The following is a 21,078-nucleotide window of genomic DNA, read 5'->3' as shown; positions in this document are numbered from 1 at the left end:
CACCATTTCTATCAATCAAAAATTTTAAAGCTGAGCATGACGATAGCACGCCCAAAGTCACGCCTCTGTCTGACTACTGTAAATCATTCATAACAGAAAATAAAAAAGCCGCTTACTTTTCAGTAAGCGGCTTTGCAAAATTACAAACGGTTGGTCAACACACCACTATGGGCGGTAAACCTTAACGTTGTGGAAGCCTTGCTCTTGCAAGTAAAGCGCTTGCAGACGGCTCATGACACCACGGTCACAGTACAACAAGTACTCTTTCGATTGGTCTAGGTCACCAAACTGAGTTGAAAGCTTGAAGAACGGGATGTGTTTGATTTCAACACCATCGATTTCTAGTGGGCTTTCGTCTTCTTCGTCTGGGCTACGGATATCTAGAACGACTGCGTGCTCCGCAACGGCTTGAACTTGCTCCACTTCTGGTGCCTGTTCTTGGCTCTCTTTCTCGATATCACGGATATCCATAATACGAGCGTTCTCGATCACTTGATCCAGCACTTCGAAGTTAAACTTAGCTTCTTCCGCTTCTAGTTTGCCTTTCTTCGCTTTCACTGTTGGCTTCTTAGAAATAACACCACAGTACTCAGGCATTACTTTAGCGAAGTCTTCAGTACCAATCTTACGAGACAGGTCGATGATGTCTTCTTTGTCCCAGTTGATCAGTGGACGAAGGATCAAAGTATCCGTCACGTTATCGATATGACGCAGGTTAGTTAGCGTTTGGCTAGAAACCTGACCCAATGCTTCACCCGTTACTAGTGCTTCGATACCAAAGCGCTCTGCAACCATACCACCAGCACGCATGAACATACGCTTAAGAACAACGCCCATCTGGCCGTCTTCAACGTTCTCAAGGATCTCTGCGACTACAGGTTCAAAATCGATAGAGATGAACTTCACCTTTGCAGATGAGCCGTATTTATTCCATAGGTAGTGAGAAACTTGCTTAACGCCAATCTCGTGAGCTGGGCCACCAAGATTGAAGAAACAGTAATGCACCTTAGAACCACGTTTGATGTGTAGGTAGCTCGAAACGCCAGAGTCAAAGCCGCCAGAGATCAAGCTCAGTAGATCTTCCTGAGTACCTAGAGGGAAACCGCCTAGGCCTTTATGACGTTCAATTACTTGGTTTAGCTTGTCGTTCTCGACTTCAACTTTAACGGTAATATCTGGGTTTTTCAGTTTTACTTTTGCTGAGTCAACCGCTTGGTTTAGACCACCACCTACGTAGCGTTCTAGCTCGATAGAGGTAAAGTCATGTTTACCACGACGCTTAGCTCGCACAGAGAAAGTCTTACCTTCAATAAGACTACGGCTGCGCTCAAGAACTTGCTCGTAAATATCGTGCAGGTCTTTAAATTCTGATTGCTGAACCTCAAGGGAGTGATGAATACCCGGGGTTTGCGTCAATACTTCGAGTGTTTCTTTAAAGTATTTGTCGCTCTCAGACGTCACTTCGATGTAGTCGCGACGATTGAAGACAGCCACAGACTCAGTACGACGCTGAAGAATAGTACGAATATTACGTTCTAGAATCTTTGTGAAGCGCTTACGCACCGATTCACTTTTTACAAAAATTTCCGGGTGGGGCTTAACAATAAATTTCATAGTACTTTCACGCCAATAAGGTTCACAATTTTAATAAGTTCATCACCACGTAAAAGGTCATTTCACATAGTTATTGAAGCAATAATAGATCAATATTAAATCTAAGGGCGCGAATTATACATGAGAAAGTCAAACAAGGAAAAGAGTGCGTGCTTTGGTGCCATTAATAAACTCACCTTGGCGGCAAGCTACTATCTCAATTTCATCCCACCTCTTCTCTTCTCAGCTTGGTACAAACACTTTTATGTATCACACAAAGAAAAAGCCCAATCTACGACAGATTGGGCTTTGGAATGCATATTCTTGGTAAAGACTATTCAGCGATTGCTGGGACTTCTTCGCTATAGAGCGGCTCACCCTGCATGATACTGATCTCAACGCGGCGATTGAGGCTACGTTGCCATTCCGTATCGTTGGACTCGACAGGCTCTGTATCGGCCATACCACGCACTCTCAAACGTTGATGAGAGAAACCACGAACCTTTTCCATTTCTTGAGCAACAGACACCGCACGTTGCGATGATAAGTCCCAATTAGAACGGTAAAGCTCAGAATCGAGTCGCTGGTTATCGGTGTGTCCTGAGATTCGAACAATACCGGGCACATCTTTAACAAGCTCAGCAACCTGTCTCACCAATGGTCGGAACTTAGGTTGTAGGAAAGCAGAACCCGATGGGAATGCGCCCTTCTCGCGAATTCGAATCACAATCTGCTGGCCAAGATTTTCAACTTCAATCGCACCTTGGTCGATCTCTCGCTCAAGTGCTTTCTTGATGCTTTCCATCAAGGTTTCCATCTCTTGCGATTGAGCCTCGGCTTGCTGTTGCTGTTGGTCTGACTCAGAGTTTTGATTGTCGTGAGTCGACACCTCTGGAGACTTACCTCCGGTCATCTTGCCTTGGTCGCGCATCGTGCCGCCAGCACGCTCAGATTCACCTTCATGAAACTCTAGCGTTTGCTGAGTAATATCAATGGTCTGCTGCATGATCACGTCAATCGGTGTCGGCTCAGGGCGACCAGGGCGGAACTCTTGTGCAATGATGCTAGTGCCTTTCGGAATATCTTTCACTTCCAAGCGGTTTTGGACACCGAATGCAAACTTCATCGAACCGGCAATCTGCTTGAACTTCAATACGTCCATCTCAGAAAACGAGAGCAGCAGTACGAAGAAACACATCAGCAGTGACATCAAGTCAGCAAATGTTCCCATCCATTGAGGTAAACCGGGAGGGGGACATTTACATGGATTGTCTTCATCCATCTTCATTCTTCCCCCTTAATCAGTTTCACCATCAAGACTACGCTTACCTTCGTTCAGGTAACTCTTGAGGTAACCGTCAATCACTCGTGGGTTTTGACCATCTTGGATGGCTAATACACCGTCCATTACCAAGCGGCGGTTGAGCGTCTCTTGATCTCGGCGCAATGCAAGCTTGTCTGCGATTGGGAAGAACACCATGTTCGAAAGAATCGCACCATATAGGGTCGTTAAAAGTGCAACCGCCATCGCAGGACCGATCGCTTTAGGATCATCCATGTTCGAAAGCATCGCAACCAGACCAACTAAGGTACCGATCATACCCATCGCAGGGGCAACATCACCGAATGCAGAGAACACTTTCGCGCCCTGTTCGTGACGCTCTGTAGTTAACGCAATGTCTTTTTGCAGTGCCGCACGCACCACATCACCATCATGGCCATCGACCAATAGATCGATGCCCTTTTGCATGAAGCTGTTGCTGATTTCCATCTCTTCAAGTGCTAAGAAACCACCTTTACGTGCTGCATCAGCCATCTCTACAACTTTAGCGATAAGATCTTCAGGCTCGTCAGCTTTAAACATAAATGCTTTACCAGCGATTTTGGTCGCACCAAAGAATTGTCCCATGGTGAACTTCATCAGAACAACAAACGTTGAACCACCAACCACGATCAAAATGGATGTCGTGTCATAGAACATCCCGAGGCTTCCACCTAGGATCATTGCCATGATTACAAAGGCAAATCCACCAATCAAACCTATTAGGGTTGCTAAATCCACTGAGCACTCCTCATGCTTTTTTGTAGCTCTATGTCGACGATAATCTTTTTATCGGCAAGACTGTAAGATCTTTTAGTTAATTCTTGGCCTAAGTATCACACTTTTCGTTTTTGAATCACAACTATTAGCTTACTTTGGCCTTATCCGTAGCGCATAAACTCGATAAAGCTAAGGTTATTCAATCAAAGTGAGTTCAAGCCCCTTAAAAACGAACTTTCTAGCAAAATTTCTTGGTTACATTTGACCATCTCAGCGGCCTAGGGTAACGTTCGTTCATCTTTCCAAACGCAGATTTATTATGGCTACTAAGAAACCTGAAAATATGAGCTTTGAAGCGGCTATCGAAGAGCTTGATGGCTTGGTTGATCAACTAGAAAATGGTGATCTAGCTTTAGATGATGCGCTGAAAAAGTTCGAACGAGGCATCTCCCTCGCTCGTGCTGGTCAAAGTAAACTAAACGACGCTGAACAGCGTGTTAGCATCCTACTGCAAAATGATGAAAATGCAGAACTGAGTGACTTTAACCCACAACCTGAATAACAAATTGTATGAGATCCCCTATGATCGAGACGTTATTGTCTTATCAAGCACGTAATAACGAGCAACTGAACCTTTGGCTTGACCGCCTGCCACACCAAAATCAGAACCTAATCAACGCGATGCGTTATGGGTTACTTTTAGGCGGCAAACGCGCACGTCCGTTTCTTGTCTACATTACAGGGGAAATGCTCGGTTGCACCGCAGAAGAACTCGACACTCCAGCTTCAGCAATCGAATGTATTCATGCCTATTCTCTGATTCACGACGACCTTCCAGCAATGGACGACGACGAATTGCGTCGTGGCCATCAGACTTGTCACATCAAATACGATGAAGCAACGGCAATTTTAACTGGCGATGCACTACAAACTCTCGCGTTTACTATACTTGCGGAAGGCACATTAAGTGCTGACGGGGAAAGCAATCGCGTTCGAATGATTCAACGCTTAGCAGAAGCGTCTGGTGCACAAGGTATGTGTATTGGACAAGCACTTGATATTGAAGCTGAAAACCGCTCTGTCACGCTAGAAGAGTTAGAAGAAGTTCACCGTAACAAGACTGGCGCTCTAATGAAGAGTGCGATTCGTTTAGGTGCTCTGGCTGCTGGCGAAAAAGCGTTCGAAGTGATGCCTCAATTAGATAAGTACGCCGATGCAATCGGGTTAGCCTTCCAAGTTCAGGATGATATTTTAGATATCATTAGCGATACCGAAACTTTGGGTAAACCACAGGGCTCTGACCAAGATTTGAACAAAAGCACCTACCCTTCTTTGTTAGGTTTAGAGGGCGCTCAAGAAAAAGCGCAAACTCTGCTACAGGAAGCGCTTCAAGCTTTGGCTGCAATCCCATACAATACCCAGTTACTCGAAGAGTTCGCCCGATACGTCATCGAGCGCAAGAACTAAGACAATAAGCGCGCATTACCTATGACTCTTGATATATCAAAGTACCCAACTCTTGCTTTGGCTGATAAGCCAGAGGATTTGCGTCTACTTCCAAAAGAGACGCTTACACAGCTTTGTGATGAATTACGTACCTATCTTCTTAACTCAGTGAGCCAGTCAAGTGGTCACTTAGCATCAGGCTTAGGTACAGTAGAGCTAACAGTTGCTCTGCACTATGTGTACAACACGCCTTTCGACCAGTTGGTTTGGGATGTTGGCCACCAAGCATACCCACATAAGATTCTTACTGGCCGTCGTGACCGCTTATCGACTATCCGTCAAAAAGATGGACTGCATCCATTCCCATGGCGTCAAGAGAGCGAGTACGACACGCTTTCGGTTGGTCACTCTTCAACATCGATCAGTGCTGGACTTGGTATGGCGATCAGTGCGAAGAAAGAAGGCAAGAATCGTAAAGTCGTCAGTGTGATTGGCGATGGTGCGATCACCGCAGGTATGGCCTTCGAAGCCATGAACCACGCGGGCGATATTCATAATGACATGCTGGTTATCCTTAACGATAACGAGATGTCGATCTCTGAAAACGTCGGTGCTCTGAACAACCATCTAGCTCAAGTTCTTTCTGGCAGTCTTTACACGTCAATTCGTGAGGGTGGCAAGAAAGTGCTATCGGGCGTTCCGCCGATTAAAGAGCTGGTTCGTCGTACAGAAGAACATCTAAAAGGCATGGTTGTCCCTGGCACCATGTTTGAAGAATTAGGCTTTAACTACATTGGTCCGGTTGACGGTCACGATGTGAATGAGCTGATTAAAACGCTGAAGAACATGAGAGACCTTAAAGGCCCTCAGTTCCTGCATATCATGACCAAGAAAGGCAAAGGCTACGAGCCTGCTGAGAAAGATCCAATTGGTTATCACGGCGTTCCTAAATTCGATCCTGCACACTCTAGTCTGCCTAAGAGCACCAGCTCTAAACCAACTTTCTCTAAGATTTTTGGCGACTTCCTGTGTGATATGGCCGCGCAAGATCCTAAGCTAATGGCGATCACGCCAGCAATGCGCGAAGGTTCTGGCATGGTGCGTTTCTCGAAAGAGTACCCAGAACAGTACTTCGATGTAGCAATTGCTGAGCAGCACGCTGTGACACTAGCAACGGGTATGGCGATTGCGGGTGATAAGCCGATTGTGGCTATCTACTCGACGTTCTTACAACGTGGCTATGATCAACTGATCCACGATGTTGCTATCATGGATCTACCGGTTATGTTCGCGATTGACCGTGCAGGTCTTGTTGGCGCCGATGGTCAAACACACCAAGGTGCGTTCGACTTAAGCTTTATGCGCTGCATTCCTAACATGGTGATTATGGCGCCAAGCGACGAAAACGAATGTCGCCAAATGCTATACACTGGTCACCAGCACACAGGTCCAAGTGCCGTTCGTTACCCTCGTGGTAATGGCATGGGTACTGAGATTCAAAGTGAATTTACTGCGCTAGAGATTGGTAAAGGTCGTATCGTTCGCGAAAGCGAAAAAGCAAAAGATGGCTCGAAAGTCGCTATCCTGAGCTTTGGTACTTTCCTTGAGAGTGCACTTCAAACGGCTGACGCTATTGATGCGACAGTTGCTGATATGCGCTTTGTAAAGCCACTCGATGAAGCTCTGATCAAACAACTTGCTGCTGACCACGATGTACTTGTGACAATCGAAGAAAACGCGATTGCAGGTGGTGCCGGCGCGGGTGTGATTGAATTCTTGATGAAAGAAAAGCTACTGATGCCAGTATTGAACCTTGGTCTACCAGACAAGTTTATTGCTCAAGGTACTCAAGGCGAACTGCATGAAGAGCTTGGCTTAGATGCTAAAGGCATAGAGAAGTCTATCTCTGATTACCTTGCTAAATAGCTTTCACAAGCAAACGGCATAAGCAACAAATCAAAAAAGGTTGGCCCTAGGGTCAACCTTTTTAGTATCCGCTAACTCGTTAGCTAAACCTTATAGCTCAACTAACTTTCGCTTATCCAAACTTGTAGCCCAAACTTAGCAACAAGGCTTAAGTACTGGTGCGTCATAGTTCTCTGGTTCATCAGAGTAGATAGCAACGTTGAAGTTCTCAACCAAGCCAGTTTCTTCAACACACTGCTCTTGGAAGAACTGCTGAATCTCACGACGTTGGCAATGCGCTTCAAACGCTTCGTTGTCCGCCCAGATCTCATTGAAAGCAATCGGGAAACTCTGACCTTCTGCAAACGGGCTCTGAATGTGACGAGTCACCGTGTACTGGATACAACCATCTTCACGCATTGTGTTTGGTTCTAGAGACTTTAACACTTCAAACAACTCGTTCAATTTGCCTTCTTTTGGCTGAAATTGAGCAACACAGTAAACCTTCTTAGACATTGTTATTCCTTGTTTTTATCTATTATTGTTCGTTCTCTGGGTATTGATTCTTAAACAAGCCAACCTGAAAAATGAGCCACTGCATACAGCGAAATCGCCGCCATAATACCCGCCACGATATCATCAATCATGATACCTAAGCCGCCGTGAACTCGCTTGTCTAACCAACCAATTGGCCAAGGCTTTACCATATCGAAAAAACGAAACAGAACAAAGCCAGCTAATAGCCATTTCCAATCATTAACAGGAATACCCAACAACGGTACTAGGCCCATGGTGATCCAAAAGCCAGCAAACTCATCCCACACAATAGAGCCATGATCGTGAACGCCCATGTCATCAGAAGTCACTTGGCATATTTTGATACCAATAATGCAGCTCACAACCACAAGAATGACATAAATAGGGAAAGGTAACTGAACCAGCAATAGATAAAACGGGATAGACGCAAGCGTGCCCATGGTGCCGGGAATAATAGGCGATAAGCCACTACCAAAACCCGTTGCCAATAAGTGCCAAGGATTTTTAAGAGAAATAAGAGAAAGTGGGTTTGTCATCAATTAACCTTAAAGTGATCGTAACCAGTTAAGTTCCAGCTTAGTGGTTCACCATTATTGTGTAATTCAAAATATTCTACAGGTCTTATCTGGCCAATGCAGGTGACTTTTGTGCCAGTGTGTGACAAAGCACTTTCCAGTGAACCTTTATTTTCTTCCGGCACGGTAAAGCAGAGTTCGTACTCTTCACCACTGGTAAGCGCATACTGCTGTGCAGAAGCGATATCGGAAGAAAACTGGCGTAATTCAGCGGAGATAGGCAACGCACTCACATCAATGCTTGCACCGACCTGAGAACGCTTAAGGATGTGTTTTAAATCAGCAATAACACCATCAGAGATATCGATGGCAGACGAAGCAAGATTCACTAATGCTTGACCCGCCAAAACTCGTGGAGTGCTCAGGTAGTGTCTCTCTTCAAGCTCTAACGCATAAGGCTTAGCTTTGTTCTGTTCAGGGTCTAATATCACCTCTAGTCCCGCTTTGCTGTCGCCTAAGTTGCCCGTTACGTAAATCCAGTCACCCACTTTCGCGCCATCTCTGCGTAGTGCTCGACCTTCGGGTACAAAGCCCTGCACAGTCAGCGTTAAACTCAACGGTCCTTTGGTCGTGTCACCACCAATAAGTTGAATACCAAAATAGTCTGCAAGTTTGAAAAAAGAGTCACAGAAGGGAGCAAGCCACGCTTCATCGACTTCAGGCATGGTTAACGCAAACGAAACCCAGGCAGGCGTCGCGCCCATAGCCGAGAGATCACTGATATTCGAAGCCAAAGCTTTGTGTGCCACCCAAGCTGGGTTTGCTTCCGCTAAGAAGTGAGTGCCCGCCACTAAGGTATCCGTACTGATCGCGATCTGAACATTACTTGGCGCTTTGACCAAAGCACAGTCATCGCCCGCAGCAAGATGTACGTCTTTACGTTGTGGTTGTCGATTTACAAAATATTTTTCAATCAGGTTAAATTCGCCAGACATCACATGCCCTATCTTTAGTCTTCATACAAATCACCGTAATTATTGATATTACAGAAATTTAGTTACAAAAAAGGCCAGCATAAAAGCTGACCTTTAGATTCAATATACGAACGTCTTATTTCTTACGAACGTGCGGTGCAGCTTTATCAAGCACACCGTTAACAAACTTATGGCTGTCTTCTGCTGCGAATACTTTCGCAAGCTCGATAGCTTCGTTGATAACCACTTTGTATGGTACATCTTCGCGACGAGTCATCTCGTACATAGCTAAACGTAGAAGCGCTAGTTCCATCAAATCCAGATCTTGCATAGGGCGAGATACGAATGGACGAAGCTTGCTATCAAGTTCCATGTGGCTAAGAGCAACACCAGTTAGTAGGTCGCGGAAGTATGCAACGTCTGTTTCTGGCATAGCTAGAGCAGGTTCTGCGGCATGATGCTCTTCTTCATCATACTTACCACCAGATAAGAACTGTTCTTCAACGGTAGCAATATTTTCTTTAGTAATTTGCCAAGAATAAATTGCTTGTAGAGCAAATTGACGTGCGTTACGACGTGCGGCTGGTTTCACACTGGCCCCCATTAGGAATCGATTTCAGAAAGAACGTTGATCATCTCAAGTGCGCTAAGTGCTGCTTCTGCACCCTTATTACCAGCCTTGGTTCCTGCGCGTTCAATAGCTTGATCGATCGTATCAACAGTAAGAACACCAAACGCTACTGGAAGAGAAAACTCCAGAGACACTTGTGCCAAACCTTTATTACATTCACTACAAACATAGTCAAAGTGAGGTGTACCGCCACGGATTACTGTACCAAGAGATACAATCGCATCGAACTTACCTGTTTTTGCAACGCGCTGCGCTACAAGTGGAAGTTCTACTGCACCAGGGCAACGAACAACAGTGATGTTGTCTTCGCTTACTTGTCCATGACGCTTTAAAGTATCGATTGCACCAGAAAGTAAACTTTCGTTAATAAAACTGTTGAAACGAGCAATAACGATAGCAATTTTTGCATTTGGCGCTGGGAAGCCACCCTCGATCACTTTCATAAGCCTTCCTTTAACTATTTTCATCAAGTGAGAATCGCCGGATTCTAGCACAAAACTGTGAGCAATATCTAATGCTAATTTAGAAGAACAGACACCGGAGATGTAAAGATGATAACGCAGCACTGCTGCCAACCTTATTGGAGCAGCAAGTAGCCAAGCTTGTGTATTCAACACGTTTTGAATCGGGCTTGGCTACTTTGCTCTTTTATCGAAATTAACCTCTAAAAGAGCCACTGAAATCATCGGTAAATTATGTCGCTATAAACGGACGGACGTCGGCTTACTCACAAACGTATTCAACAACGTTAAGACCAAAACCACCCAATGCGTGGTAACGCTTAGTGCTTGAAGAAAGCAGACGCATATCGTGAACGCCTAGGTCTTGAAGAATCTGAGAACCCACACCAACACGACGAGAAGTACCTTGCTTCTTAGCCATGGTTGGTTGCTCATTCTTATCTTGAGCTTCGAATGTCTTCACTTTATGGATCAAAGAATCAGACGACTCTTCGTTACCCAGAATAACCAACACACCGCCTTCGTCGCCAATGCGCTTCATCGCTTTATCTAGCGACCAGCTACGCTCGGTACCGCGATCAGAATGAAGCAGATCGGTAAACGTATCATGCAGGTGAACACGCACTAAAGGGGCGCCTACAGACAAGTCGCCCTTTTGCATTGCGTAGTGGATCTGGTTATCAATCGTGTCACGGTAAGTCACAAGCTCAAAGTCACCAAACTCTGTTGGCAAATGGCATTGTGCTACACGTTCAATTGTCGTTTCTGTGTTGTTGCGGTATTCAATCAAGTCAGCAATGGTGCCCAGTTTGATATCGTGTTTTTCAGCGAAGACTTCAAGATCAGGACGACGTGCCATGGTGCCATCGTCATTTAGGATCTCAACGATAACAGATGCTGGCTCACAGCCTGCTAGACGAGCTAAGTCACAACCTGCTTCAGTGTGGCCTGCGCGCGTTAGAACACCACCTTCTTGAGCAGTCAGAGGGAAGATATGGCCAGGTTGAACTAAGTCAGCCGCTTTTGCGTCTTTTGCCACTGCCGCTTGAACGGTAACAGCGCGGTCTGATGCAGAAATACCCGTTGTTACGCCCTCTGCCGCTTCAATTGAAACCGTAAAGTTCGTCGTGTATTGAGCATTGTTGTCTTGAACCATAGGCGCTAGACCCATACGGTTTGAACGTTCTTTCGTCAACGTTAGACAAATTAAGCCGCGGCCATACATCGCCATGAAGTTAATCGCTTCTGGCGTAACATGTTCTGCTGCCATGATCAGATCGCCTTCATTCTCACGATCTTCATCATCCATCAGGATAACCATTTTTCCTAGGCGAATGTCTTCAATAATTTCTTGAGGAGTACTAATTGGCATTGTTCTATATCCTTTGAAATGGTTCTGCTTCCTAGAACCGACACTATTTAAACCTGATGATATTGCTCGCTTTCGCAAAGTGATGTTTAATGCACTTTGTACTAGCGGTTAGGCAAAACCATTCTGTTGTAAGAATTCCATCGTCAATCGAGATTCAGGTTCAGACTCTTGCTGCTGACCTTGCAGTAAACGCTCCATGTAGCGCGCTAATACATCAACTTCTAGATTCACTTTGCGACCAACATTGAATTGATCAATGGTCGTTTCTGAAGAGGTGTGGGGAACGATCGTCAGCTTAAAGGCATTCTTGCGTAAATCGTTCACTGTCAGGCTAATTCCATCAACGGTGACTGAACCTTTTTGAGCCACATACTTTGAGATCTCTGCTGGCATTTCAACCCAGAACTCAATCGCACGACCGACTTGGTTACGCTCAACAATCTCACCCACGCCATCAACGTGACCCGATACGATATGACCACCGAAACGCGTGGTCGGTAACATTGCTTTCTCTAGGTTGACCTTGTCGCCGGCTTGGTAATCGACAAAACCCGTTTTTTTCAGGGTCTCAAGCGAAAGGTCTGCACTGTAGCTGTGGTCGTTATACTCAACAACCGTCAAACAAACACCATTGGTCGCGATACTGTCGCCTAACTTAACGTCAGCCATATCAAGATTACCAACATTAACCGTTACGGTGATGTCTTCTCCGCGGGGAGTGATTGCACTCAATGTACCTACGGCTTCTACAATTCCTGTAAACATTTTAAAACTCTTTTTGTTGTCAACGACATGTATTTGGTTAGCAGAACTATTTCCACTATGGTTTCGTTACTATTTGTTTCGCGACTATTGGTTAGCCACAATAGGTTTCGCGACGATGCGAATATCCACACCAACCTGTCGAACATCTTTAATTTCTAGGTCAATCACATCAGACATTGAAGTGAGCCCTAATGCGCCCATCAAACCTCGTCCGTCACTGCCCATTAGTTTAGGTGCTAAATAGAGGATTAGCTCATCCACTAACTGCGCTTCAATCAAGCTTTTTGCCAATGTTGCGCCTGCTTCTACCCAAATATGATCAATATGGTTCGCTGGCAATTGACGCATCAGATCGTGTAAATCGAGCTGACCTGCATCTGTGATTCCGACTTCAATATCAGCAGAGGTTTCAGCGACTATCAATACCGATGTTGGAGTTTGGAATAACTTGAGCTCAGGATACAGTTGATTTTGGCGATCAAGAATTACGCGAATTGGCTGACGCAACTCGTCTTCAACGTAATTTGTTTTGGTACTGCTTGGCAACTCTGCCCAACGAACATTCAGCGACGCGTTGTCTTCAATCACCGTTTGGCTGGTTGATAGCACCGCGCCTGATTTTGCTCGGTAGTTCTGAACGTCACGACGCGCTTCTGGCGACGTGATCCACTGGCTTTGACCATTTTCCAATGCCGTTTGGCCATCAAGGCTAGCGGCCATTTTTAACTGAACAAATGGCATGCCCGTTTGCATACGCTTAATAAATGCAGGATTTAAATCGAGAGCATCTTGCTCTAACAAGCCAATTTCAACCTCAATACCTGCGTCGCGTAGCATCTTGATACCACGGCCTGCGACTTTAGGGTTTGGATCCTGCATGGCGCAAATCACTTTTGAAACCTGAGCCTTAATCAAACCTTCAGCACAAGGTGGCGTACGACCATAGTGCGAACAAGGTTCTAGCGTGACATAAGCGGTCGCACCTTTTGCCTTATCACCCGCCATTCTCATCGCGTGTACTTCGGCATGAGCTTCGCCAGCTTTGGCATGAAAACCTTCGCCAACGATCTGACCGTCGGTTTGTACGATGACACAACCCACATTCGGGTTTGGTGCAGTGGTGTAAATGCCGCGTTTTGCTAACTGAATAGCACGCGACATCATTTGAAAATCTAGGGGAGTAAAGTTAGACATGATTGAGGAATTAGTCCTCTAATTTAGCGATTTCTTCGCCAAACTCTCGGATATCTTCAAAGCTGCGGTAAACAGAGGCAAAACGGATGTACGCCACTTTATCCAATACTTTCAATTGACCCATAACAAGATTACCAATCATCTCGCTTGGTACTTCACGCTCACCAGTTGCACGGAGTTGTGACTTAATCGTACTGATCGCAAGTTCAATGGCATCAGCACTCACTGGGCGTTTTTCTAGGGCGCGCTGTACACCACCGACCATTTTATCTTCATTAAATGGTTCGCGGTTTCCATTCGACTTTATGACTTTAGGCATCACAAGTTCTGCCGATTCGAACGTCGTAAAGCGTTCACTACATGCAAGGCATTGACGGCGACGGCGAACTTGATGGCCATCGGCTACCAGTCTTGAATCGATTACTTTAGTGTCGTTCTCTGAACAAAAAGGACAATGCATATCACCTCCAAATAATTGAATATCAGTGTAACGGAATTGCCAAACGTTAGGAAAGAAAAAGGGCCAATTAAGGCCCTTTTGTGTGGTGATTCATTGATTATTGCTACTCAAAAGCAATTTCAAAAATGAGCTGAGGAATAAAATTAACGACCAGCGTTAACCACGAACCAAATAGTTCGCTTTGCCCACCCATTTGTAACTTGTCAGTTCTTCTAAGCCCATTGGGCCGCGAGCATGTAATTTCTGAGTAGACACTGCGACTTCAGCGCCTAAGCCAAACTGTGCGCCATCAGTGAAACGTGTTGATGCATTCACATAAACCGCTGCAGAACCGACTGAGTTAATAAAGCGCTCTGAGCTCTCTAGACTATTCGTCATGATCGCATCTGAGTGGCTCGCATTGTGTATGCGCATGTGGTCAATCGCTTCTGCCACACTAGCGACTACTTTCACACCTAACGTGTAGCTTAGCCATTCAGTGTCAAAGTCACCTTCAACTGCATCACGTTGGTCTTCACAACCCGCTAGCAGCGATTTTGCGCTAGTGTCAGCAACCAAGGTAACCTTGCCTGCTAAACGCTGTGTTAGCTGCGCTAAGAAAGCTTCAGCAACCGCTTCGTGCACTAATAATGTATCTAGCGAGTTACACGCAGATGGGCGTTGAACTTTTGAGTTTTCAACCACATCAACAGACTTCTCAAGGTCAGCGCTTTCATCAACAAAGATATGGCTGATACCAAAACCACCAATGATCACTGGAATGGTGCTGTTCTCTTTACACATCTTGTGCAGGCCAGCGCCACCACGTGGAATGATCATATCCACGTAGTCATCCAACTTAAGTAGTTGAGATACGAGTTCACGATCAGGTTTTTCAATGTACTGGACTGAAGCGGCAGGAAGTTCTGCTTTCTCTAATGCAGACTGGATGACTTTAACCAGCTCCATGTTTGAGAAGAATGTCTCTTTGCCGCCACGTAGGATACTTGCGTTACCTGTTTTCAGACACAGTGCTGCAATATCGATGGTTACGTTCGGACGCGCTTCATAGATAACGCCAACTACGCCTAGTGGCACACGACGACGAGACAGTGACATACCGTTTTCCAGTACCTTGCTGTCAATCTCGCTGCCGACTGGATCATTCAGGCTAATCACGTTACGTACATCGTTAGCGATACCCGTTAGACGCTCTTCGTTCAGCAATAGACGATCAAGCAGTGCGTCGGTCAGACCCGCTTCACGACCCAGTTCGATGTCTTTTGCGTTCGCTTCTAAAATCGTTGCTGCGTTTGCTTCTAGCTCATCAGCGATGATCGCCAATGCCTTGTTCTTCTGCGCCGTTGATGCGGTCGCTAGGTGGAAAGCAGCGTCTTTTGCTGCAATACCCATGTTAGTTAAATCCACGTTTAACTCTCCCTAAATTCTGTCTGTCTTTGGATGTAAAAGGCGATTCGCCTTATCATCACGAGCTATTCTTGGATTACAACCAGGTCGTCACGGTGAATGACTTCTGACCCGTAATCGTAGCCAAGAATGTCGCCAATATCTTTACTGTGCTTGCCTGCTATTTTTGCTAGGTCTTGGCTTGAATAACTGGCGATACCACGCGCAATTACTTTACCTTTGCTGTCTGTAACTTGGGTGACTTCACCACGAGAGAATTCGCCTTTAACTCGAACAACCCCTTTCGCCAACAAGCTGCTGCCTTTGGTGTTAACGGCATTGACTGCGCCATCATCGACAACGATGTCACCAGCTGAAGCTGGGCCCGCTAAAATCCAGCGTTTACGGTTTTCAAGCGCTTCCGCTAAAGGTAAGAAACGCGTGCCTTGCGGGCTATCACTCAATGAGTCAAACACCACATTTTCAGCACTGCCTGCTGCTATGATCACTTCAATACCCGCACGACGAGCAATATCAGCTGCCTGCAGTTTTGTCGCCATGCCGCCGGTACCTAACGTAGTACCACTGCCGCCTGCGATCTTACGCAATGTGTCATCAATGGTTTTTACTTCTTTGATGAGTTCAGCGTTTGGATCTTTACGAGGGTCAGCGGTAAACAGGCCTTTTTGATCAGTTAATAGCAAAAGCTTATCAGCGCCGCATAAAATACCAACCAGTGCCGACAAGTTATCATTGTCGCCCACTTTAATTTCGTTGGTGGCTACTGCGTCGTTTTCGTTTACTACAGGAATAATATCGTGTTCAACGAGTGCGTTGATCGTGTCACGTGCATTAAGAAAACGCTCGCGATCATCGAGATCAGCACGAGTCAGTAGCATCTGGCCAATTTTAAGGCCATAGATAGCAAACAAAGACTCCCAAACTTGAATCAACTGACTTTGCCCAACTGCCGCAAGCAATTGTTTGCTCGCCATCGAGTTGGGAAGTGCGGGGTAACCAAGGTGCTCACGTCCGGCTGCAATTGCACCAGACGAAACCATAACCACAGAGTGGCCTTGTTTTTTTAATTCAGCACATTGACGAACCAACTCAACCATGTGAGCGCGGTCTAATGCCAATGTTCCACCAGTTAAGACACTGGTACCCAGTTTAACAACGACAGTTTTACTCTGTGTTGTTGTCCCGCTTTGATGATTTGTTGTCATGAAGTCTTTTATGAATAAAACAAATAAGAGGTGATGTTTTAGCAATCAACAAGAGAATTCACAAGTAGAAAAGGTGCGAAATCGCACCTTTTTGCTTTATAGAGAAGAGTAACCTTTAAAATCAGACGAATTCGACAGACTCTTCGTCTAACTGAACGCCGATTTCAAATTTCTTTTGAAGTTCGTCAACCAGCTTCTGGTGAAAGGCTTCTTGAGTTCGAGAGACCTCAGCGACCGCCTTTTTAGGTAATGGCAAAGGATCCCAGTTACCATCAATGTTGTATTTACCCGTGTTGTACTTCGCCGAAAATCCTTCTTCCGACTTATCCAACTCTAGCCACCAGCCCCAGAACTCGCGCTCTTCTGGTGACTTTTTATCGTTCACACACACAGACAAGCAATCAAAAATATAGTGGCCTTCTTCTGATTGCGGCTCCCTCAAATACGGACCAATGGCCTTTAAAACGTTTAACAAGCGATAATGTGTCGGTTGCTGTGTCACTTCTGACATATTGAATCTCCATTTTCAATGTTAAGAATGACTTTACTCAGACTGCAATACGTAGAAAACATGCAGTTGGATTTTATAAATTCTCTCTGAGTATCAGGTACTTACTTTGTACACTTTTCATGCTTAACTAATTTAGGAGAAATGTCATCTAAATAATTCATCCTCAAGCCACTTTATCGCTAATTCGAGGGATTGCTCATACCCCTGTGTAATTGATTTAGTTTTGATTTTCTTCGCTTTGCCGTAATCACTGTAAATAGCAACCAGTTGATTATCCAGATGCGGTGAAACAGGGTCACCTTCCAAAGCCAATGCCAAAATAGGAACACTGGTTTTACTGTTAGCCAGCAAGCCTTGCACCTTCAATGACCAAGCCATCAGTTGCCCAGAAAGGCTATTGATATCCACCGCTCCTTTGCCAAGGCGAGAAGCCAACACATCCAAATGCATCTTGGGCATCTGCTTGAGTTTGTCCGCATGAACAAAGATATCGTGGATCGGAGCGCCAAGAGAGATACAAGCTTTGAGTTTGTGCTGCTCAAGGAAGGATAGCCTCACCATCGCGTTACCACCGAATCGGAACCCGAACAGACCGACTTTATGATGGTCCACCCATGGAATGTTAGGCAGTTCATTCAACACGGCTTGATGCAGGCAAGAAGAGTCTTCGGTCAGTGGCCAGTGTGAACTGTGCCCTATCGACGGCATATCAATCGTTAGCATCGCAATGTTTTTCGGTGCTAGGTAATCTCTAAACAAACGCCACATGTCAGTTTGCAAGCTATCTAAACCCGCACTCACGATCACGACAGGTTGTGGTTTGTCTGTTTTGGTTAGATGTAAGTTCGCCTTAATCTTTTTGTTTTGATACGGCACTTCGATTTGTTTGACGATCAATTTGGTGTGTTTGATCGCTTCAGAATACGCCGCATTCGCTAATACCTGCGCCTGAGCAGCAAGGTTGTCGTTCTTTAGATGTGGGTAACCCGCAATGCTGAAACACAACGATGCTGAAAACAGCTCTTCAGCCATCTCTTCACCGTTCTTCTCATTAGAACGATTCTGATGCTGCATACCTAGCTTGGTCCATTCGTATGCCCAGTTACCACTGCGGTAGCCCATCACGGTATCTAACCACTCATCGGTGGTACGAGAATTATCGGATGAGGCGATGCGTGCCAATACCGCTTCTTGCTCTATCGGGTTAACGCCTTGCCATACCCACTGAAGACGTCTTAGGTTTCGATACCAAGATGAGTTCTGCTCTTCACGCTTTTTATCCAACAGTTCTTCTGAACTTGGCATGTAACGCGTAAGCATTGAGGTCTCTTTGGCCTGCTTGTGCTTTACAAACAAGGTTTCCGAAAGGTTCGAGCTCGTTTCTTCTGATTCAGACATTGGGATACTTAATAAGAAATGGTTGTTACTAATCATATAAAAAAAAATGACCCTATAAAGGGTCATTTCTCAAAAAACTAAGTTTACACTTATTTTGACTTGCGATTTACCGGCTCAACGAAGCTTAGGCTAGTATCCCAAGGTTGCTCAATCCATGTGTCTTGAGCGATATCAACGATGTATTCATCTAACAAATCTGCGCCAGATGGTTTTGCACATACAGCGATCAGTTTCGCTTTAGGGTACATTTCGCGAAGCTTGCGTGCAGTGTCACCACTATCAACCAAGTCTTCAACGATTAGGAAACCTTCGCCATCACCTTCAGGTGCTTTAACGACTGTCATATCACGTTGGTGATCGTGGTCGTAGCTAGAAATACAAATCGTATCTACGTGACGAATACCTAGTTCACGAGCCAAGATTGCACCAGGAACCAAACCACCACGGCTTACTGCCCAGATACCTTTCCACTGTTCTGCTGGCATTTGCTTTTCAGCTAGTTGACGGCAGTAAGTCTGCATGTTGTCCCAAGTGATAACGAATTTGTTGCTCATAGTATAAAACCTAATAATTTTGTCATGTTATTAGAGGCTATGCCTTACATAGCCTCTTCAGCGATTAAGCAGAAATCTAGACGATTAAGCGAAAATGTATTTAAGAATAAAGATAACCGACATTACCCACACAGCAGGTGAAACGTCGCGACCTTTACCACTTAGCAGCTTAATTGCAGCGTAAGCGATGAAACCTAGTGAGATACCCTCAGCGATAGAGTACGTCAGTGGCATAAGCAGGCATGTTACCACGACTGGTGCAGCTTCCGTAAGATCACGCCAATCAATGCCAACTAGGCCAGACATCATCAGAATTGCTACATAGAAAAGTGCACCTGATGTTGCGTAAGCCGGAATCATACCTGCAAGTGGCGAGAAGAAAAGAGCCAGTAGGAATAAGATGCCAACTACAACCGCCGTTAGACCGGTACGACCGCCTTCAGCAACACCCGCAACACTCTCAACATAAGAAGTAGTATTTGATGTACCTAGCAGTGCACCAATAGATGTCGCTGTAGAGTCAGCAAGCAGTGCTTTGTTCAAGCGCGGTAGTTTACCGTCTTCTTTGATTAGGTTTGCTTTCGTAGCTACACCAACCAGAGTACCCGCGGTATCGAACAAATCGACGAACAAGAATGCGAATACGACTGAAATCATACCAATTTCAAATACAGCAGAGAAATCAAGCTGCATGAACGTCGGTGCTAGGCTTGGTGGCGTAGACATGATGCCGCCATACTGAACGTCACCAATTGCAATGCCGATAGCCGTGATTGCTAGAATCGCAATCATTACCGCCCCTTTCACACCGCGGTGAACAAGAGCAATAGTCAGGAAGAAACCAAGCGCACCTAACATTGGCGCAATCGCAGTGATATCGCCAAGTGAAACCTTAGTCGCTGGGTTAGAAACAACGATGCCTGCATTGCTAAGCGCGATAAACGCAAGGAAAAGGCCGATACCCGCAGAGATACCAACACGCAGAGACATAGGGATCGAGTTGATAATCCATTCACGAATCTTAAAGATACTTAAGAAGATGAAGATTACGCCTGATACGAAAACCGCTGCCAAAGCAACTTGCCACGTATAACCCATACCCATTACAACAGCGTAGGTAAAGAATGCGTTCAAACCCATGCCTGGAGCTTGCGCGATTGGGTAGTTAGCAACAAAACCCATGATGAAACAGCCAATAGCGGCCGCTAAACAGGTTGCTACAAATACAGCGCCATGGTCCATACCAGCATCAGCTAGAATCATTGGGTTTACAAAAATGATGTAAGCCATTGTTAGGAAGGTTGTTAGACCTGCGATGATTTCAGTGCGCACATTGGTGCCATTTTCACTGAGTTTGAATAGCTTTTCGAACATTATCGAATCCTATAAGGGTAAAAAGTAAACGGTTGCGTAATCGATTGGCTGTGGATTATAAAGTTATCAAATAACAAATTCCAGATAGAATTAAGGCTCTAATCGATATTTATCAGAATGCCGTATGAAACAAAGCGATTAAAAACGAAGGCTGAAATGTAAAATAACCATTAAAAACAATAATTTAAGTAAGATAAATACGATGAGGTTACTTGGCTATTTTTTAAACCATCAGTTATTTTCATTGAGAATGTAGCCATCAAATTCTCAATTTAAACCCACAAGAGATGTGTATTTTTCAACAGGATCAGTAATAAGGCGCAAATTGATATTTTAGCGTTCAAAAAACAACCGCTGAGAATGGTAGAAAAAGTGGTGAATTGACGCGGTAGGAAAAAAGTAGCAGGCAAAAAAAACGCCACTCAAAACTGAGTGGCGGTAGAATCTGTCAACCAAAAGGGTTGTAAAAGAATTCTAATATATAGGGGTGAACAAAACTGTTCGAGTTACATGCTTGTGGTATTAGTAACCAAAGCTTGTAGGGTATGCAAAGTTGCTAGTGTAAACAGAGCTGTTAAGCCAGAACATTGCAGATGGTAAACCTTTCATAACTATCACCTTAATAAATCAATAAAAAACGAATTTGATTTCTCGGTTCCTTGGAGGCGATAAAACGGACTCATCCTTTGAGCATTTACTCTTCACTTCAGAAGTTGGTTATTAATATACCCGAAA

At 45.1% G+C, this 21,078-nt stretch carries 21 protein-coding genes; 3 read left to right on the top strand and 18 right to left on the bottom strand.

Annotation, left to right across the window (positions count from 1 at the left end):
* Positions 1-165: 165 nt before the first annotated feature.
* The 3 genes from thiI to pomA form a co-directional block, all read right to left on the bottom strand.
* A complete protein-coding gene (thiI, locus tag ED652_RS00245; protein WP_017106274.1) occupies positions 166-1,614 on the bottom strand; it encodes a tRNA uracil 4-sulfurtransferase ThiI in 1,449 nt (482 codons plus the stop codon).
* 313 nt (positions 1,615-1,927) lie between these two features.
* Positions 1,928-2,875, bottom strand: a complete 948-nt coding sequence (locus ED652_RS00240; RefSeq protein WP_029223478.1) for a flagellar motor protein MotB — start codon at positions 2,873-2,875, stop codon at positions 1,928-1,930.
* Between the two features lie 15 nt (positions 2,876-2,890).
* Positions 2,891-3,655 carry a flagellar motor protein PomA gene (gene pomA, locus ED652_RS00235; protein ID WP_017106271.1) on the bottom strand — a complete coding sequence of 255 codons (765 nt, stop codon included), beginning with the start codon at positions 3,653-3,655 and terminating at the stop codon, positions 2,891-2,893.
* Between the two features lie 298 nt (positions 3,656-3,953).
* Here pomA and xseB point away from each other — a divergent pair, with 298 nt between their 5' ends.
* Genes xseB through dxs form a run of 3 tightly spaced genes read left to right on the top strand, consistent with a single transcriptional unit; the run spans position 3,954 to position 7,006 of the window.
* Positions 3,954-4,196 (top strand): exodeoxyribonuclease VII small subunit, encoded by a 243-nt coding sequence (gene xseB, locus ED652_RS00230; protein WP_004734405.1) that lies wholly within the window; start codon positions 3,954-3,956, stop codon positions 4,194-4,196.
* A 20-nt stretch (positions 4,197-4,216) separates the two neighbouring features.
* Positions 4,217-5,101, top strand: a complete 885-nt coding sequence (gene ispA, locus ED652_RS00225; RefSeq protein ID WP_012604642.1) for a (2E,6E)-farnesyl diphosphate synthase — start codon at positions 4,217-4,219, stop codon at positions 5,099-5,101.
* Between the two features lie 21 nt (positions 5,102-5,122).
* A complete protein-coding gene (gene dxs / locus ED652_RS00220; RefSeq protein WP_017633413.1) occupies positions 5,123-7,006 on the top strand; it encodes a 1-deoxy-D-xylulose-5-phosphate synthase in 1,884 nt (627 codons plus the stop codon).
* A 135-nt stretch (positions 7,007-7,141) separates the two neighbouring features.
* Here the strand turns inward: dxs and ED652_RS00215 are convergent, their stop codons facing one another.
* The 15 genes from ED652_RS00215 to ED652_RS00145 form a co-directional block, all read right to left on the bottom strand.
* Positions 7,142-7,501 carry a putative quinol monooxygenase gene (locus ED652_RS00215; RefSeq protein ID WP_065103066.1) on the bottom strand — a complete coding sequence of 120 codons (360 nt, stop codon included), beginning with the start codon at positions 7,499-7,501 and terminating at the stop codon, positions 7,142-7,144.
* Between the two features lie 50 nt (positions 7,502-7,551).
* Complete coding sequence (gene pgpA, locus ED652_RS00210; protein WP_102306460.1) at positions 7,552-8,058, bottom strand: phosphatidylglycerophosphatase A; 507 nt, start codon at positions 8,056-8,058, stop codon at positions 7,552-7,554.
* A complete protein-coding gene (gene thiL, locus ED652_RS00205; protein WP_122053170.1) occupies positions 8,058-9,032 on the bottom strand; it encodes a thiamine-phosphate kinase in 975 nt (324 codons plus the stop codon). The genes pgpA and thiL overlap by 1 nt, the downstream gene beginning before the upstream one ends.
* Positions 9,033-9,147: 115 nt before the next feature.
* Positions 9,148-9,615, bottom strand: a complete 468-nt coding sequence (gene nusB / locus ED652_RS00200; protein ID WP_004734399.1) for a transcription antitermination factor NusB — start codon at positions 9,613-9,615, stop codon at positions 9,148-9,150.
* Positions 9,615-10,085 carry a 6,7-dimethyl-8-ribityllumazine synthase gene (gene ribE, locus ED652_RS00195; protein ID WP_004734398.1) on the bottom strand — a complete coding sequence of 157 codons (471 nt, stop codon included), beginning with the start codon at positions 10,083-10,085 and terminating at the stop codon, positions 9,615-9,617. The genes nusB and ribE overlap by 1 nt, the downstream gene beginning before the upstream one ends.
* Before the next feature lie 280 nt (positions 10,086-10,365).
* Positions 10,366-11,475 (bottom strand): bifunctional 3,4-dihydroxy-2-butanone-4-phosphate synthase/GTP cyclohydrolase II, encoded by a 1,110-nt coding sequence (ribBA, locus tag ED652_RS00190; RefSeq protein WP_004734397.1) that lies wholly within the window; start codon positions 11,473-11,475, stop codon positions 10,366-10,368.
* Between the two features lie 108 nt (positions 11,476-11,583).
* On the bottom strand, positions 11,584-12,240 hold the full coding sequence (locus ED652_RS00185) for a riboflavin synthase (protein WP_004734396.1): 657 nt from the start codon (positions 12,238-12,240) through the stop codon (positions 11,584-11,586).
* Positions 12,241-12,324: 84 nt separating this feature from the next.
* Positions 12,325-13,434, bottom strand: a complete 1,110-nt coding sequence (gene ribD / locus ED652_RS00180; protein WP_122053169.1) for a bifunctional diaminohydroxyphosphoribosylaminopyrimidine deaminase/5-amino-6-(5-phosphoribosylamino)uracil reductase RibD — start codon at positions 13,432-13,434, stop codon at positions 12,325-12,327.
* 10 nt (positions 13,435-13,444) lie between these two features.
* Positions 13,445-13,894: a transcriptional regulator NrdR gene (gene nrdR / locus ED652_RS00175; protein ID WP_017106265.1), complete on the bottom strand. Its 450-nt coding sequence runs from the start codon at positions 13,892-13,894 to the stop codon at positions 13,445-13,447.
* A gap of 156 nt (positions 13,895-14,050) precedes the next feature.
* The gene (locus tag ED652_RS00170) at positions 14,051-15,301 is read right to left on the bottom strand and encodes a glutamate-5-semialdehyde dehydrogenase (RefSeq protein WP_122053168.1); all 1,251 of its coding nucleotides are present in this window, start codon (positions 15,299-15,301) and stop codon (positions 14,051-14,053) included.
* A 65-nt stretch (positions 15,302-15,366) separates the two neighbouring features.
* Positions 15,367-16,506, bottom strand: a complete 1,140-nt coding sequence (gene proB, locus ED652_RS00165) for a glutamate 5-kinase (RefSeq protein WP_102306456.1) — start codon at positions 16,504-16,506, stop codon at positions 15,367-15,369.
* 121 nt (positions 16,507-16,627) lie between these two features.
* Positions 16,628-17,017, bottom strand: coding sequence for a sigma factor-binding protein Crl (gene crl, locus ED652_RS00160; protein WP_017091097.1), 390 nt, complete (start codon positions 17,015-17,017; stop codon positions 16,628-16,630).
* Between the two features lie 144 nt (positions 17,018-17,161).
* Positions 17,162-18,415, bottom strand: coding sequence for an esterase FrsA (gene frsA / locus ED652_RS00155; protein WP_026012376.1), 1,254 nt, complete (start codon positions 18,413-18,415; stop codon positions 17,162-17,164).
* 89 nt (positions 18,416-18,504) lie between these two features.
* The gene (gene tet(34) / locus ED652_RS00150; protein ID WP_017084190.1) at positions 18,505-18,969 is read right to left on the bottom strand and encodes an oxytetracycline resistance phosphoribosyltransferase domain-containing protein Tet(34); all 465 of its coding nucleotides are present in this window, start codon (positions 18,967-18,969) and stop codon (positions 18,505-18,507) included.
* 84 nt (positions 18,970-19,053) lie between these two features.
* A complete protein-coding gene (locus ED652_RS00145) occupies positions 19,054-20,343 on the bottom strand; it encodes an NCS2 family permease (protein WP_017106261.1) in 1,290 nt (429 codons plus the stop codon).
* Positions 20,344-21,078 lie beyond the last annotated feature (735 nt).

It is taken from the genome of Vibrio sp. Evd11, from assembly GCF_900382755.1.
GTDB lineage: Bacteria > Pseudomonadota > Gammaproteobacteria > Enterobacterales > Vibrionaceae > Vibrio > Vibrio lentus.
This window is presented reverse-complemented; position numbering and strand designations above follow the sequence as displayed.